Source organism: Streptomyces sp. NPDC006551, from assembly GCF_040611675.1.
Taxonomy (GTDB): domain Bacteria; phylum Actinomycetota; class Actinomycetes; order Streptomycetales; family Streptomycetaceae; genus Streptomyces.
On sequence record NZ_JBEXOT010000045.1, the window covers coordinates 1 to 16,266 of the forward strand.

General features: G+C 67.3%; 11 protein-coding genes and 2 pseudogenes. 6 read left to right on the plus strand and 7 right to left on the minus strand.

The genetic code is table 11. The features are described from left to right. Positions 1–1,238: 1,238 nt before the first annotated feature. From ABZY12_RS28700 to ABZY12_RS28710, 3 genes are all read left to right on the plus strand, one after another. Positions 1,239–1,397, plus strand: coding sequence for a hypothetical protein (locus tag ABZY12_RS28700; RefSeq protein ID WP_356895327.1), 159 nt, complete (start codon positions 1,239–1,241; stop codon positions 1,395–1,397). 346 nt (positions 1,398–1,743) lie between these two features. Further along, positions 1,744–2,034: a hypothetical protein gene (locus ABZY12_RS28705; RefSeq protein ID WP_356895329.1), complete on the plus strand. Its 291-nt coding sequence runs from the start codon at positions 1,744–1,746 to the stop codon at positions 2,032–2,034. A 213-nt stretch (positions 2,035–2,247) separates the two neighbouring features. After that, complete coding sequence (locus ABZY12_RS28710; RefSeq protein ID WP_356895331.1) at positions 2,248–2,742, plus strand: hypothetical protein; 495 nt, start codon at positions 2,248–2,250, stop codon at positions 2,740–2,742. Between the two features lie 113 nt (positions 2,743–2,855). Here ABZY12_RS28710 and ABZY12_RS28715 read toward each other — a convergent pair whose 3' ends face one another. Next, entirely contained in the window at positions 2,856–3,383 is a 528-nt protein-coding gene (locus ABZY12_RS28715) for a hypothetical protein (RefSeq protein WP_356895429.1), read from the minus strand. Between ABZY12_RS28715 and ABZY12_RS28720 the strand changes: the two genes are divergently transcribed. Then, complete coding sequence (locus ABZY12_RS28720) at positions 3,382–3,531, plus strand: hypothetical protein (RefSeq protein ID WP_356895431.1); 150 nt, start codon at positions 3,382–3,384, stop codon at positions 3,529–3,531. The two genes, ABZY12_RS28715 and ABZY12_RS28720, sit on opposite strands and share 2 nt — an antisense overlap. Here the strand turns inward: ABZY12_RS28720 and ABZY12_RS28725 are convergent. After that, positions 3,471–3,620, minus strand: a pseudogene (locus tag ABZY12_RS28725) (hypothetical protein); the annotation flags it as partial. The gene ABZY12_RS28720 and the pseudogene ABZY12_RS28725 sit on opposite strands and share 61 nt — an antisense overlap. 775 nt (positions 3,621–4,395) lie before the next feature. Between ABZY12_RS28725 and ABZY12_RS28730 the strand changes: the two are divergent. Beyond that, complete coding sequence (locus ABZY12_RS28730) at positions 4,396–5,004, plus strand: hypothetical protein (RefSeq protein WP_356895333.1); 609 nt, start codon at positions 4,396–4,398, stop codon at positions 5,002–5,004. Between the two features lie 64 nt (positions 5,005–5,068). Beyond that, positions 5,069–6,157 (plus strand): ImmA/IrrE family metallo-endopeptidase, encoded by a 1,089-nt coding sequence (locus ABZY12_RS28735; protein ID WP_356895335.1) that lies wholly within the window; start codon positions 5,069–5,071, stop codon positions 6,155–6,157. A gap of 473 nt (positions 6,158–6,630) precedes the next feature. Here the strand turns inward: ABZY12_RS28735 and ABZY12_RS28740 are convergent, their stop codons facing one another. The 5 genes and pseudogenes from ABZY12_RS28740 to ABZY12_RS28760 all read right to left on the minus strand — a co-directional run. Next, a complete protein-coding gene (locus ABZY12_RS28740) occupies positions 6,631–8,943 on the minus strand; it encodes a Helicase associated domain protein (protein ID WP_356895337.1) in 2,313 nt (770 codons plus the stop codon). Positions 8,944–9,019: 76 nt separating this feature from the next. Next, entirely contained in the window at positions 9,020–12,028 is a 3,009-nt protein-coding gene (locus ABZY12_RS28745) for an SMC family ATPase (protein WP_356895339.1), read from the minus strand. Beyond that, on the minus strand, positions 12,028–13,224 hold the full coding sequence (locus ABZY12_RS28750; protein ID WP_356895341.1) for an exonuclease SbcCD subunit D: 1,197 nt from the start codon (positions 13,222–13,224) through the stop codon (positions 12,028–12,030). Before ABZY12_RS28750 ends, ABZY12_RS28745 begins: the two co-directional genes overlap by 1 nt. Before the next feature lie 270 nt (positions 13,225–13,494). Continuing rightward, a complete protein-coding gene (locus ABZY12_RS28755) occupies positions 13,495–15,324 on the minus strand; it encodes a hypothetical protein (protein ID WP_356895343.1) in 1,830 nt (609 codons plus the stop codon). A gap of 422 nt (positions 15,325–15,746) precedes the next feature. Beyond that, positions 15,747–16,247, minus strand: a pseudogene (locus ABZY12_RS28760) (transposase family protein); the annotation flags it as partial. Positions 16,248–16,266: the final 19 nt, after the last annotated feature.

A 16,266-nucleotide genomic window follows, 5' to 3' on the forward strand; every position in this document is an offset into this window, starting at 1 on the left:
CCCGTGGGCGGTGGAGGCGTGGCCGCCGTTCACGGACGCTGTGCTGGCCGAGCTCAGAGCGTAGGGGAGGCTCTTAAGTTGGGCCTGACGGCCCAACTCCCGCCTGACGGCCCAACTCCCGCCTGACGGCGGGAGGGTGACGCGGCGTCATGCCTGACGGCATGACGGGGGTTGTGGGCTCGCCCCTGACGGGGCGAGAGGGGGTGGGTTTGGGGTTGGGCCTGGCGGCCCAACGTGGGTTTGTTGGCAGTTCCGGCCTGGCGGCCGGTAGTTGGTGGTGTGTCATGCCTGGCGGCATGACGGGTTGTTGGTGGTTCCCCCTTCCCTGGCGGGAAGGGGTGTTTTCTGGGGCGCCTGTCGGCGCCTTGATGTCATAAGGGTTTGTTGGGCAGTGATTTGATTTGGTGGTGCCTCCCCTGGCGGGGAGGTGGGTGGGGGTTGTCGGGGGGGCGGTTGCTTCAAACACCGTGGTGTGTGGTTTCCGTCTTATGGGTGGTGATGGGGGCGGCCCGTGTCGTAGCGGAGTGTGGTGGGCTCACGCTTGATGGGGCCGGGTTGCTGTTGCTGCCCGGGCTGTCCCTTGTCGTCTCCTCGTCCTGGCGGACTCGTCCGTGCTGCCGGGGATGTCTCGAGTGGTGTGCCTGCATGCCGGGTGGCGTGTGTTCCCTCTCTAGTTTGGAGGATCGTCATGAGCGTTACCCTGTCCGAATCGGTCGGTCCCTCTGTCTGCCTTTCGCGGTTGTCTGCTGCCCGACGGGCTGCCTACGAGGACGGGATGCCTCTCCTGCCTCGTCTGACCGCTCTGGGTGTCCATCTGGCCCGGGGCGTTCCTGTGGCTGACGGCGCTGTGGGCAGGGTGCTGCACATCGACGACGGTCAGTGGGTGATCGTCCTTCCGGCGGAGCTGGCCGCCGTGACCGAACATGAGCGGATCGTCTCGGCTCTCTTCGCTCAGGAGCTCGGCATCGCTTCCGAGCGTCCCCTGGTCGTCTTGCGGCGGGACCGAGACTTCAAGGGGCCGTTTCTCACCTGGTGCCCACCGGGGTGCGTGAGCGACCACACCAGGGACACTCGGGAGGGGACCATGCTGGAGGACGTCTCCCACGACATCGGTGCCGGCGCGAACCTGGAACTCCCTGTCTGGGACGCCAAGAAAGGGACTGTGGACACGCCGGTGCTGTCGGGCGCGATCCGGGTCAAACCCCACTCGAGTGGGGCCGTACGCAGGGCCCCCCTATGTGAGCCTGGAGGTGTTCCAGGACGAGTGGATGGAGTGCCTCGGCCCCAGCGAGCTCGCTGACGTCATCCAGACCGTGCGGGCGCACCTCGATGTGCTGGAGAACCTGTGTGAGCGGCTTGCCCAGGCACGGCGTGTGTACCGGGGGGTGGGCGCGTGAGCGGCGAGGCGGGCCGGGGGTGTGCAGGGCTGGAGGGCGCCTGCATGGTTGATCACGTGAGGTTCCCGGGGACTGCACATCGCGCGTTCGAGTTCTCGGTGCGTCTGGATGAGCGCGACTCCCTGACACGGCTGGGTGCGGAGCTGGTGGAGCTGGACGCTGAGGAGGGGTATCCGCGGGCGTGGGAGGTCTAGGTGGACATCGCCGGCTCTTGCCTTGAGTTGAAGACGGCTGGTGATGTCGCTGTGCTGAAGGAGCGGGTACACGCTTTTCTCCAGGGGCTGGCGCCCCTGGCCGGGCGGCTGGCTGACGCGCAGGCGGGTGCCGACCCGATGCGGAGCGTGGAATGGGGGCTGGGTTCTTCGGTCAGGAGTACGTCGCCCAGGCTCCGGGTGACAGCTCTGGGGCACTGACGGCGCAGTTGTTCTGGGGGGACAGGCCGTCGTGCGTGCCGTTCGTCTCGTTCCACAGTCCCGGGCTCACCGCCGATCTGGACGCCGCCCAGACCCGGGCGTTCGCCATGCGGCTGCGCCGGATGGCCGATGACGCCGACGCCCTGGCGGCGTGCCTGGACGGGTTGCTGCATCCCGGCGGGAAGGGCGGCACGGCTGCGGGCGGGACGGTGAAGGCTGCCTGAGCCCGGGCGGGTGTTCCCGGGGCGCTCTGGTGGTGGGGATCCGGCCAAGTTCCAGCCGGTGACAGCCGGACGCAGTGAGACACAGTGGAACGTGCCCGGACACCTGCGGACAACCACGAACGTCCACGCACGTCGGGAGGGTGTGGCCGAACCTTGGGGGCCGTGGGAGCGGCTGCTGTTTCACCGCGGCCGGTGTGCGTCACACTCCCCCGTATGCCGAGCTTTCACAGAAGGAAGGCGATCGGTGACGCCCACGAACAGCGCGTCACCCAGGAACTCAACCACCGCGGCTGGCACGCCAGCCCTTGGGGACAAGGAGTCATGGGCGAGCCCATACGGCTCGCCCTGCACCACACCACCAGCTCGCTGCGCTGGACACCCGACCTCATCGCCGCACAAGGGCGACGGGTCATCCTGATCGACTGCAAGAGCCGCATGACCAGCCAGACCAGCCAGCGGCACGCCATCGAACGGGCCGCCGTCACCGCCCACCTCCAGCTCGTCGCCTGGACCCAACTCCCCCTCTACTACGTCTTCGACAACCTCGACCTCCTCACCCCACACGACGCCCTCGGCCTCGGACAGAAAGGCCCCCGAACCACAGCCGGCTCCGGCACCCCATACCTCCTCGTCCCCGCCACGCGCGCCTCGCGGTTCGACGATGTCTTCGGTACTCCCGCCACCAGCGCGTTGCAGGCCGTGGCGTAGCCAGCGCGACTCGTGCCTTGTCCCGCTCCACCAGTTCCGCCGCGCCGTGCCTCTCGACGAGTCCTCGCCACGTTCACCAAGCACGTGGAAGCGTCGGCGCAGCCTGACTTCTCTCATGGAAACCCCGGGAAGGCCCTTCGAATCAAAGGCGTCAGAGCTGCGGTGTCGCCTTCGTTCGTGAGAGTTGCTCCGGACTCGTGCTCGGTGTCAGCGAGGTACTGTCGAACGGCTTTGCCGAGCAGCTCCCCGGGGGAAAGGCGCTCCTGATAGGCGGCACGTCGGAACGCCTTGTACTCCGCGTCCGTCACAATGGCGTTCATCCACTGGCTGTCGGGGTGCATATGTCCACAGCACATCAAGCGGACGCACATGTCGGCTCGTGTATCCCGGACGTTCGGCGTCCGCCATGGGTGGTGGGGGTATCCCCGTAGCTCCTCCCTGCACCGCTTGAGGGCCTTGAGCGTCTCGGCTTTCTTCTTGTGCCGGCCGAGGTCGTAGTGATGCCGAAACCAGTCGCGCCGATCTGGGTCGGCTATCTCGCGCTGGGTTCGCTCGACGCGCCGGGTGATGCCGGCGTACACGCGGGCAGGCATGGCTCTCTTCGAGAATCGGAGCTCCGGGTAGCGGGTGTGGAGATCCATGTCCCGGACCCAGATCCTCGCGCTGCGCCCGTTCTTCCATCGGTTGCAGCCTTCGCAGGATGGCATGAAGTTCCACCAGATGTCGGCGCCGTTGGAAGCAACGGGCATCTCGTGGTCGATCGTGGTGGAGGGCGACCGACCGCAATAGACACACAGGCCCCGATGAGCTGTGAGCACCATCAGCCAGACCGAGACATCCTGATCATTCCTGCCGCCTCGATCTATCGTCCTAGACATCCTCTGCCCTCCTGCCTGGCCCGGCTGCGCACGTTACGGGCAGGCTCTGACAGCCGAGCGAGGAGCACGTCATTCGGCCTTGCCTGGAGCGCGTTCTGAGGGCCGACGGGTTCTGCGCATGCCGGCGGCAAGGCGGGGCGGCCACACCGTGTGGAACGGAGGGCGTGGGGGTGGCTTCCGCGGCGAGCACAGGGCCGAGGCCGAATCCCCGTCACGGCTTGGTCAGGTGGACGCGGGGATGAGTAGATGCCCACCGGACAATCGATGGCCTCTTAGAAAGCGGCCGAGTCACCCTGGCCGTGCTCCTGCGGGATCAGGGAAGAACAGATGAGTACCGGCTGCTCCTGTGGCGGACAGCCCAGCTCAACTGGCTGGAGTCTGCAGCCGAGCTGACGCATGAGCGGATGTGGGACGAGCTGGAACGTGATGTGGGCGGTCGATGGCAGCGGGCTGGTGCTGCCCGGTAGCTTTCACAGCTGCGTGGTCAATCAGTCCGCGACGACCTCAGTCTGAACCCCGAGCACAACGTTTAAGCGAGCACGCGTGCGGCAGGTGTTCCTGCCGCACCGTTCCTGGTAGGGCAACGTCTCTTCTTTTGAGCCGGGGGTGACGGGCCATCAGGTTTCGGGGTCTTATAAAGATGACACCTCATCTGCGGTAGGGTTCTTATAATCCATGCTGCCGACTCGCGGAGGTACCGTTGGCCCTGCCCCTCTCTGCACCGCCCCCTGGACCCGATGATGTCCAGGCACAACTGGGTGGCCTAGGAACCAGGTTGGAGTTCTTGCACCGGATCCTGCGTGCGGGCGAGGCGGCAAGGCGCACAGCTGTTCCCAATGATCCGACGGGAACGGCGGGCCGGCGGGCCTACGAGGCGCAGGTCCGGACTCTTCGCGAGCTCCAGATCGAGCACGAGGGTTGGGCGAAGCTCGTACACGGTCGCCTTGAGCTGGTGTGCCGCGCCGATCGGTCGATCGCGATCGGTGTGATGGTCGGCAATGCCGCCACAGGGCAGGCGCCGCTGGTCCCGAAGAACGCGCGCCGGCGGGGTCTGGCGACGGAGCAGGTCACGCGGGCCAACGCGGGCGAGGGGGCTTCACACGTGCAGACAGCCCTCTTCGTGGCCGATGCCGGACCGAAGGGTGTGGCGCTGAGCGAGGAGGAGGCCTTCGCTCTGAAGACGTGGTTCTTGGTCTCCTTCCGCACCGAGGCGGGGGACGCGGTGCGGATCGACTGCGAGTTGTCGCAGCCTAAGCGGTTCGAGGACGGGTTCGTGGTCGAATGGGGGCGGCGGATTCCGCTTCCCCCGCTCCAGATGGACGGAATCGAACCTTTGAACGATGATGGGCCCGGAGTGATCGACATCGCCGTCGACTTCCGCTGAGCCCGTCGGTGGGGCGGCGAACCCCGTCGCCCCACCATGCACCACCGATGACTGAGGCAGCCCCATGGTGACCCCCTCCCGTATCGCATTGGCCCGCAGGCGCAGGGGCCTGACTCTCGCTGAGCTGTCGGCACGGTCTCGGGTGTCGCTGCAGAGCCTGTCCAACTATGAGACCGGCCGCACCTCGCCTCGTCCCGACACCGTGGGCAAGATCGCCTCGGCACTGGACTTTCCCACCGTCTTCTTCGAAGGTCCGTCACTGGACGATCTCCCTTCCGAAGGGATCTCCTGGCGGGCTCGCAGCAAGACCTCGGCGCGGGTGCTGGACGCTGCCCGGGCGGCGGGCGTTCTCGGTGCGATGCTCTACGACTGGATCGACGAAAGGTTCCAGCTCCCCGCCGTGGACATCCCCTCGCTGGGCAAGCCGGACCCCGAGACCGCCGCCGGCATGGTCCGCACCCGCTGGGGCCTGGGGGATGCGCCCGCGCCGAACATGGTCCATCTCCTGGAAGCCCATGGAGTGCGCGTCTTTTCCCTCGACCCCGACCACGCCGAGGTCGATGCGTTCGCCGTGTGGCGTGACGGCGTGCCCTTCGTGTTCCTCAACACCCTCAAATCCGCCGAGCGAGGCCGCTTCGACGCCGCCCATGAACTCGGGCACCTCGTCATGCACGGCAGCGAGCACGCCTGCTCCGGGCCCGAGGCCGAGCGGCAGGCCAACGACTTCGCCTCCGCCTTCCTGATGCCCAGGGCAAGCGTCCTCGGCCACATGCCCTCCGGCGCACACGTCGACCAGATCATCCGAGGCAAACGAATCTGGAACGTGTCCGCCATGGCCCTGACCTACCGCATGCACGACCTGGGCCTGCTCACCGACTGGCAGTACCGCTCCACATGCGCGGAACTCAGCCGCCTTGGATACCGGTCCGACGAGCCCGAAGGCATGGGCCAGCGAGAAACGTCCCAGGTGCTCATGAAGGTCTTCGCAGCCCTGCGTACGAAGCACATCAGGCCTTCCAGCGTCGCAGCAGAGCTCGGGCTGACCACCGAGGAGATGAACCGACTCATGTTCGGCCTCACCCTTACGACCTTCCCCGGAGGCAGCCAGCAGGGCGCTGCCGCTCCACAGAGGAAGCTATCCGTGGTCCCGTGATCAAAGCCGAGGCCATCCGGCATTTCACGCCCCCGCCGGCGGCCGGTGGTCCGCGTGACGGACGACGACGCTGGTCCCAGGTTGACCGGAGCGTGCCGATCACTGGCAGCGTGTCGTTGAACCCGGCATGGTGAGAGAGGCGTCGGCAGAGGCGCTACGCCGGGATGCCGCCGCACTGCTGGAGCAGTACGAGGCCGGGCGATGGTTGCCGGATCGGGCCGAACGGCGGCTCGCCGGACACCTTGCCCATGGCCAGTGGGGCGAAGTTTCTTCCGTTCCTGTCTGCGTAATGTGCCGTCGGCCGTGCGGTCGGGGCGTCTCATCAGCGTGCTCGACCCCGCGGCTGACGTCCTGGGCCGTGGCGGAGGCGATCCCCAGGCTGTGGTCCAGTCGCGCGTGCTGATCGACGCACTCGCCTCGGAGATCTGAACTCTGCCAGCTCCCCGGGCCGCTCACTTCTGCCGACACTCGATTCACCGGTTGCTGCCCGGGCCTGGCGTAGGCGGCTGGATTCCCAGTCGTGTCAGTGTCCGGCGGTGTTCTGGTGGGAGGCGGTCCCACCGTCGCCGGATGTTGGTGAGCCACTGCCCAAGCCGTACGGGGCCAGTGGCGAGTTGTTCGATGTGGCGCTGGGGCACCTTCAGGTGGCCTTCTCTGGCGAGGAAGGCAGCCGCTGCCTCCAGTCCACGCTGGAGGGACCGTTCTCGTGCTGAGAGCGAGAGCTGTTGCCCAGAGGGCGGTGTGGTGGTGTGCAGCCCCAGGTCTTGCAGGAGGAGAAGTTGACCAGGGTGGGCGGGTGGTGTGCTGCGCTGGGCGCGGAGCCACTCCCCTAGGCGGATGCCTTCGCGAGTGACGAAGATCCGCGGGACGTCGGCGAGGTTGTGGCCGGCTTTCCGATGGTGGCGGGCGGCTTGGTAGGTGCGTTGCCAGGTCAGGGGCCAGGCCGGGTTCCAGTGCGGATCAAGGTCTTCCAGGGCTTTGGTGCGTGCGGCGGTGAGCTGGTCGGCTCGTTTGCGTTGGGTGGCGAGCCAGCGGCCGAGGGCAAAGCCGGTTTCGGGGTCGTGGTAACCGACGGGGACGGCGAGGTGTCCGTGGGTAGTGGCGTAGGCAGCTGCATGGGTGAGGCCGCGGTCCCAGGCTTGCTGGCGGGGGTTCCAGACGATGCCGAGTTGTTCGAGGGCGTGGGTGCGGGTGGCATCGAGGGCGTTCTGGTTGTGGAGGTGGCGTTGCCAGGTGAGCCAGCGCCCCAGGGCGTAGCCCGTCGGGTCCTCGTATGTCTGGGGGATGTCGAGGTGGTGGTGGGTGCGGTGGTAGCGGCGGGCTGAGGCCAGGCCGCGGCGCCATTCGGCGCTCTTTGGTTTGAGGACACGCAGGGTGAGGGCGAGGGCGACTTCGTCAGCTTGGGCGGGGCGTTCGAAGTGGAGCCATGTGCCGGGTTCGTTGGTGAGGGTGGGTCGGTGGGTGCGGGGGTCGGCGAGGCGTGCTTCGAAGCGGCTGTCGTGGGCACGGAGAGCCTGAATGGTGCGCCACAGGGGGGTGTAGGCGTCGGCGCTGAGGAGGTCGTCGGGGTTTTCGTGGGGGGTGAGGTAGACGGGGACGACAAGGGTGGCCTTCTTGCCTGCCCCGGGTTGCTGGCGCAGGGCGCGGCCGACGGCCTGGACGGTGTCGACGGGGCTGTTCTTCGGGTCGGCGAAGACGACGGCATCAATGGCGGGGACGTCGATGCCTTCGCCCAGGACGCGGGCGTTGGCGAGGACGGCAGGTTGCTCGGGGTGGGTGTGGGCGGCGAAGTCGAGGAGGATGCGGCGGCGGACCCGGGGTGGATGGGTGCCGCTGATCCACTGTGCCCACAGGCCCTCGGGCTGCAGGGCGGCGGGGAGGGCCGCGGCAGTGTCGGGGAGCGTGGTGGCGAAGGCGCGGGCATCTTGGACACGGTGGTGGAAGGTCAGGACGCGGCGCAGTTTGTGGTCGCGGATGGCCTTAAGGACGGCGACCTGGCGGCCGGCCAGGCGCAGGCCGTCGACGCCGGCGCCCGGTCCAGTGGCGAGCCAGTCGCGCAAGGTGGTGTCGTCGATGACGGGGACGAGGATCTGGTAGTCGGCAAGCAGGCCGAGGTCGATGGCGTCGGAGAGGGTGAGACGGTAGGCAACAGGGCCGAAGAGTGTTTCGTCGTCCATGGAGGCGACCGTCTCGGCGTCTCCGGCCTGATCGGCGTCTGCGTCGGCGTCCCAGATCCGGGGTGTGGCGGTGAGGTAGAGCCGGTGACGGGCGGGGACCTGGTCGTCGTGGTGGATGGCTGCCCATGCCTTGCCAAGGCGGCCGGCGGTGCGGTGGGCTTCGTCGATGACCGCCAGGTCCCAGGGAGGCAGGGCATGGGTCTGGTGGGCGGTAACAATGGAGGGCAGAGAGGCGTAGGTGGCGTAGACAGTCACCGGCTCCCCCGCGCTGCTGGTGGTCAGAGCCGCGAGTTCGGCAGGGTTGGTGGTCATGGGTAGGTCGCCCGCTGGGGTGTGATCGACGGCTTGCCGTGCCGAGCAGACAGCGACCGTTGTGCCCTTTGGGCCCGCTGTGTGCCAGGAGCGGGCCGTCTGGGACAGCAGGTCCAGGGTCGGCAACAAAACCAGAGTCCTCCCCTGCGGGGTGAGGCGGCCTGTGGTGCGGGCGGCGATGAGGGTCTTGCCTGTGCCGCAGGCGGCGACCACGGTGGCCCGAGAGCGGGCGCGCAGTGCCTTCACAGCAGCTGTGACGGCTTCCTGCTGGTGCGGGCGCAGCTCGATGTCGGCCATGGGGGTACCGCTCCAACGGGGTCGGTCGGGCGCAGAGGGAACGGGTTTCCCGGTCCCTCTAGCTGGGGGTGTCAGGCTATTCGGCTGCTTCGGTCAGGTGGGCGAGGGTGGAGCCGGTGGGGCCTTTTCGGATGTGGAGGCGCTGGGTGATGCGGCGGCGTAGTTCGGGGATGTGGCTGATGACGCCGACGGTGCGGTCGTGGGCCCGTAGGGAGTCCAGGACGTCGAGGACGTTGTGGAGGGTGTCGTCGTCGAGGGTGCCGAAGCCTTCGTCGATGAAGAGGGTGTCCAGGGGGTTGCCACCGGCTTCGTGGGTGACGACGTCGGCCAGTCCAAGGGCGAGGGAGAGGGAGGCGAAGAAGGATTCGCCGCCGGAGAGGGTGTCGGTCTTGCGGGGGTGGCCGGTCCAGGAGTCGGTGATTTCCAGGCCGAGGCCGGAGCGGGCGCCGTGGGCGGCTTGGTGGTCGGAGTGGCGCAGGGTGTAGCGACCTTCGGACATCAGATGCAGGCGGGTGTTGGCGGCGGTGACGACCTGTTCGAGGCGGGCGGCCAGGACGTATGCCTCCAGCTGCATGCGGACGCGAGTGCCGGATGCGTTGCCGGTGGCGAGGTCGGCGAGGTGGCGGGCGGTGCTGTGGGCATGCTCGAGTGTCTTCAGTCGCTCGACGACTTCTGCCAGAGCAGTGGTGAGCTTGGTAAGTTCGGTGGTGCGGGTCTGGGCGGCGCTGGAGGCGGTGACCGCTTGGGCATGCTGGTCGTCTGCTGCGGCGCGCCGGGCTGCCACCGTTTCGATGTCGGCGGCAGGCTGGGCTGCTGCTTCCTGTAGGACGGGATCGTCCAGAACGGCCTGGTGGGAAGCGCGGGCCTCGCGCCACTCGTTGATCTTTTCCTCGAGGTCGGTCACGTCCTGCTCGCTGAGCAGGGCCTCTTCGGCTTCGGCGAGCGTGCCGAACCCCTGGGGCGTGGCAGCGTCGGTGGCTTCGCTGGTGCGAGTGTGCAGGGATAGGGCAGCGAGGTCTGCGGTGCGTGATGCCTCGGCTGCCTGCTCGAGGTGGTCGGCGGTGCGAGTGAGGTCGTCGATGCGGGTTGCGAGGGTGGGGGCGGTGCTGCGGGCGGCGTCTAGTTTCGTGGTGAGCTCTGCGTGCCGCTGGGACAGGTTGTCGTAGTTGGCATTGCGGTCGGACAGACCTGCGGTTGCGGTGCTGTCCTGCTCGGTCATGGCCGTGTGTTCGCGCTCGAGCGCGAGGAGTTCCTCCTCGACACTCCTGCGGTCGGCGGCTCGATGGAGGGAGTCGGCCAGCTGCTTGGTGAGTGTCTCGTGGTCGGCTTTGAGGCTGGCCAGCGGGGTGTCGCCGGCTTCGCCTGTGGCCGCGGCGGCGTTCTCGCGCAGTTGCCGCAGCTCGGCCGCAATCTTGTCGCGCTGTTGCTGGAGGCGCTGGTGGGTCTTTTCGGCGGCTTGTTCGTCCTCACGCGTGGGATGCCCGTCAGGTGCCTGGGCGGGATTGGGGTGGGAGCAGGAGCCGCATACCGGGCACGGTGCGCCGTCGGTGAGGCCGGTGGCCAGTTCGGCGGCCATTCCCTCGGTGCGTCGGCGGCGGATGTCGATGTGGGCCTGGGCGGCCTGATCGGTTTCCTTCTGGGCGGCGGCCAGGTGCTGCTCGGTGGCGGTGATCTGTGCACGGTGGGCGTCGCGGCGTTCGGCAGCCGCTAGGCGGCCGCTCAGGCTCTCTAGCTGGGCCTGTTGGCGTCGGCTTTCTTCCTCGGCCTCGCGGGCAGTCTCCCGGCGGATCTCCAGGGCGGCTCGCTGAGCGGTCTCCTTCTCGAGCCAGTCGCGTGCGGTGCGCTGCTGGACGGCAAAGTCCTGCCGCTCGGCGTCGATCCGCTTCAGTTCGGTAGTGAGCTGGTGAAGTCGGGTTTCCTCAGGAAGGAGGGTGTTCAGCACGGCGATGTCGTCGCGCATGCGTTGTCCGGCCGTGGCGAGGTCGGCGGCCTGTAGTGCGGCATGCTCGGGAAGGAGCCGGGTGCGGGCGTCGCTCTCACGGTTCTGTGCGTGGGTGTGGTCGGTGCGGGCGGTGCTGAGGGCGTGCAGCAGCGGTGCCAGCTGCTGGGCCCGTCGAGCCTGTTCCCGGCGCCGCCCGAGGGCTTCTTGGTGCGGGATCTGCTCGTCCAGCCGGTCCAGTTGTTCACGGGCGGTGGCGTAGGTGGTCTGCTGCCTGTGCAGTTCGCGGGCGGCTGCTTCCAGCTTCTGGTGGGCGAGTTGCCTTTCCTTTGCATTCTCGGCGTCGGCCTGGGCGGTGAGGGCGCCGGTCTGGCTGGCCTGAATGAGGTCGTTGACCCAGGTCAGGGCAGCGTCGGTCAGGGCATGCGTGGAGTCGGGGCTGGGAGCGTCGTACTGGGATTTCAAGTCAGGGCCGGCGGCCTGGTGGATGCGGGCCGCCAGGTGCAGCACCTCGTCGCGGGCGGCGTCACGGTTCTTCTGGGTGTTGCGACTGTGGTCGCTCAGCCAGCGTTCGATGAAGGCGTACCGGTCGGTGTGGAAGAGCTTGCCAAGGAGTTCGCGGCGCTTGCCGGCATCGGCGTAGAGGAACTTGGTGAACTCGTTCTGGGGCAGGAGAACGACCTGGCAGAACTGGGTTCGACTCATGCCCAGCAGATCCTTGATCTCCTTGCCTGTCTCCTGGTGGGACTTACTGGAGGCCTCCCAGTGGCCTCTCCCCGCCGAATCGGTGGTCCACCGGCTGAGCCGGGTCTCGGCCTTCTGGAGGGTCTCGCCCGTGCCGTTCCTCTTGGGACGCATCTGCTGGGGGACGCGGTCGATGAGCAGCCGGTGGCCGGAGATGGTGACGTCGAGGGTGACCTGGGTGAGCAGGTCGGCTGGAGCGTGGTGGCTGCGCAGCAGCAGGTCGCGGTCGACCGGAGGTTCACCGTACAGGGCGACGCAGATGGCGGTGAAAAGGGTGCTTTTCCCGGCGCCGGTGTCGCCGTGCAGGAGGAACAGGCCGTCGGCGGACAGGGCGTCGAAGTCGACGGTGTGGGTGCCGGCGAAGGGCCCGAAGGCCTGCAGGGTGAGGCGGTGCAGGCGCATCAGACGGTTTCCTTCTGCAGTTCGTTCACGCGGGCGGCGTCGACGGCCTGCTGGAGCAGGGCATTTTCGTCGGGCGTGGGTGCGCTGCCGCGCAGGTCGGTGATGAAGTCGCGGGCGATGTCGAGTTCGCTGCGGCCTTGGAGGCGTTGGGTGTAGGTAGGGGTGTCGGTGGCCTGGGCGGGGATGAGGGCGCGCTGGTGCTTGAGGCTGAGCGTGTGGGGGAAGCGGCGGCGCAGGCGTGCCATGGCTTCGAAGGGCAGGGCTGGGTCGGTGAGGGTGACCTCGAGCCAGGCGTCCTTGAGCGATTCGTGGGCGGGGACGTTGAGGAGGTCTTCGAGGAGACCTTGGATGCGTTCCAGCCGGTGGGGGGTCGGGCAGGGCAAGCGGGTGATGGCGGGGGCCGTGCCGGGGGCGAGTTCAACCAGGGTGAAAGACTTGGTGTGGGCGGCCTCGGAGAAGGAGTAGGGCAGGGGGGAGCCGCTGTAGTGGGCGCGGTCGGTGATCTTCTGAGGGCCGTGGAGGTGGCCGAGGGCGACGTAGTCGATGCCGTCGAAGACGTCCGCGCCGACATGGGCGACACCGCCGACGCTGATGTCGCGTTCGCTGGTCGATTCCTCCACCCGGGGTTTCTCGCTCTGGCCGGTGCCAGGGGTGACGAAGGCGTGGGCGAGGACCACCGAGCGGGTCCCGGCCGGCTGGCGGCTGGTGAGATCGGCGTGAATCTTTTGCATGGCGGCGGTCAGCACCGCTCGATGGGAGGCGGCTTCCGCCTCGAGCTGGGTGCGGACCATCGACGGCTCGAGGTAGGGGATGCCGTACACGGCGACGGGGCCGTCGGGATCGTTGAGGACGACGGGGACGTCGCAGGTGTCCGGGTCGGTCCTCAAGTGGATCCCGGCACGGGCGAAGAGGCCGGATCCGACGCCGAGGCGGTGCGCGGAGTCGTGGTTTCCACTGATCATGATGATCGGCACGCCGAGGTCGGCGAGCTGGTGCAGAGCGCGGTTGAACAGGCGCACGGCGTCCAGGCTGGGGATGGCACGGTCGTAGATGTCGCCGGCCACGAGGATCGCGTCGACGGCCTCGGCGCGGGCTGTGTCGACCATGTGGTCGAGGAAGGCACGCTGGGCGGGGATCAGGTCTTCTCCGTGGAACCGGCGGCCCAGGTGCCAGTCGGATGTGTGGAGAAACCTCATGCGCATACACCTCGGCTTTGTCACTCAGCGTGATTGTCAGTGTCGGCAGGGAAGATGAAGAGCGTGGGAAGGAGGAGAGATGCCCTCTCCAAGGTCTGCTCGTGCTGCCTGCGTTCCCTCGCCGGGCGGGTGCAGGTGGTGCGGAATCGATGCTCGGATCCATGCCCGTCAATGGGTGGAATCGGTTGGTTGGCATGTGTGGGAAACGCCGACCGACGAACAACGCAAAGAGCGTATGCGGGCGCGTCGTGCGCGGCGGTCGGCATCGGATCAGTGAGCGAGTTCTTGCAGATGGGCGAAGATGTCCCGTAGCTGTCGGGGCACGTCCTGGGCCGTGGTGAGGGTGCTGACCAGCCCGTAGACCATGGCGGGTTTGCCGTTGGGACTGTTGTCTCCTGCTTGGTTTTGGACCATGCTGAGAATACGGGAGCTGAATTTCTTGCCGTCGCGGTGAGCCGTGAAGTCGTCGGCTTGCCAGGTCTGCGGGGCTGGCCGGGGCCAGTGGATGTTGGCGGCAGCGGCCCACTGCTCGTCGCTGAAGAGTTCTTCGAGCTCGTTGTAGCCGTCGGCTTCTCCGACGTAGGAGACGTGCTTTTCGAGGTCGAGGCCGGCGCGGCGGAGGCGTTCGTCTTTGAAGAGTTTGTTGGTACGGCTGTCGGCGTCCACCATCAGCATCACAGTGCGCCGGTGTTTGACGAGGTAGCGGGCCAGGTGAAGGGCACCCTCGTTGTTCTCGCAGCCCCACAGCGCGATGCCTGCTGCCTGGAGGGACATGTTCTGGGCCAGGCGGAACAGCAGCGGCAGGCTCTTTTGCTCCGTGTCGCCCTCGACGGCCAGGAAACAGCGCTCGTGGAGCAGGACGGAGTTGCGCAGCCCCAGCGATGCAGCGATCTGGCCCAGGTGGAAATCGATCCCGTCGTGCTGGTCGTCATCGAGCCGTTCGACGACGGTGCGCCCGCCAGGTCCAAGGCTCAGGTGGACGACATCAGCGATGTCGACGCCGTCGATGAGGTTCATCGAGTGGGTGGCGACCATGACGCTGACATGGGGCAGGGCGCACTGCTTGCGGATGATGTCCATGACCGTGCGCTGGTGCCGGTAGTCAAGGTGGGTGTCGGGCTCGTCGTAAACCACGATGGTCTGTGTGGGCTGGGTACTTCCCTGTTCCGTCGAGGCGGCCAGTTCAGCGTTCTCCAGGAGGTTGCTGGTCCACTCCCATACCGCCAGGGCGATACGGCGGGTGCTGCCCTGCCCTGCGCGTGTCAGGTCGACGGGTTCGCCGTCTGCTCTTGAGACGTGGAGAGGTGCGCCCTGGAAGCCTCCTTTGAAAGAGACCATGGGCTTCACGTTTACGCTGACGTACTCGGCGCAGTGCTGGCGGATGTGGTGGCACAGGGAGTCGGCTTCCTTCTCCAGCCGCTGGGTGATCTCACCCTCGATCTCCCGGACACGGCCCTGAAGGGTCTCGTCTTCCAAGTGCGTCTTGTAGCTGCTGCTCAAAGCGGTGCGCACGGCGTCGTCGGGGCTCTCGTCCTTCCCACCGAACGACAAAAGCCGTGGGAGTCGTTCCTCGAGTGTCTTGGGGAGCGGCTGCCACCCCTCGTCCTGGGGCAGCGTCCTGGCGTGTGCCCTCAGCTCTGCCAGCAGATCCTCCTTGAGGTTTCCTGCCGGGGACAGCCTGTATTCGGCAACAAGCGCCGTCAGCGCCGGCTTGAGCAGTCGGCCCAGGTCACGCAACTGCGGGTCGGCGGGCTGGCTGCCGAAATACTCCAGGCAGGTCGCCTCCCCCAGCAGCGAGCGCCGGCGGATACGCACACGTTCGCCAATCCCACTATGGGCCTGTTCCTCGGCGTCCAGCCGGAACTGGCCCTCCACCAAGGTTTCGGCGCACCGCCGCCCTTTGGAACCCTCCTCGTCCTGTACGTAGGTACGGTCTTCGTCGGTCAGGCGGTGGGTGCCGAGGAGGAAGGCCAGCGCGGTCAGCACCGCACTCTTGCCGCCGTCGTTGCGGCCGGCCAGGACGGTGGGCCGGCTGACCGGGATGTCCGTGACATCGGCCAGGGAGCGGAAGCCGCGCGCGGAATAGCTGTCGAGATACACGGGAGGAGCTGCTCCGTATCTCCTCGTCCAGACCGGACAGAGGCGTGGCGTGCGGCGTGTCCGCATGCTGATGAGGCACCTGTGCCACTGGCACAGGCCGTCATATTAAGTACTCTTGAACAACTGGGGTGCCTTTTGCGTCAGTTGAACTGGCCAGTAGGTTCGCCTAAGTACACACCGAGCGGCTGCACCTCTCAGCCAGCTGGGCTGACGCAGAACGTCCGTTCGCACCTTTGAGCGAGAGATCGCGGGAACCCGCTTTGGCTCGGATTCGCCTGCGGCGTGGGCGGCTGGTTGCCCGAAGATCCCGGCCGCGTGCTGCGGCGATCCGCAATCGACAGCGCACGACCCCAACCGGTCGACAACGTGGCTCCTTGCCGGTGATGACCACGCCCCCATGGGCACGGTGCCGCGGTGGCCTCGTCCGCGACCACCGTGGTAACACCGACAGCCTTGGCGCCTGATAGCTCCCATGCCTTGCAGTCGTTGCGGTCGCCGGGCAGTGTTCGACCACCGGGACGAGCCGGATGTCGGCATCGATGACGATCTGGCGGTCGTTCAAGTACCTGTAGTTCCAGGGCGGTTCGGCGACCGCGTGGCCACGGATGAGGATAGGCAAGCATGCCGTTCGACGATTAGCACGGCGTTCTTGCGGAACCGCTTGCGAGGCTTCAGGGCAAGTGACGGGGCAAGGTGGCCAATGATCCGGTCGGCGGCCGACTTCGAGATCCCGAAGAGGGGAAAAGCTGCCGCAGCGTCAGGTTCGCTCGCCAATATGCAAGGACCAGCAGGACCCGGTCCTCCAGCCGCAGGCTCCATGGCCGGCCCTTGCGAACCGCATCTGCGCCCTCGCGTCGTAACGCGGTGGTCAGCCTGACGAACTGCCGTGGGGGCAGGGGTAGCGGGCGTACAGGCTTCGGCAGGCGTCATAGGCCTCGGTTT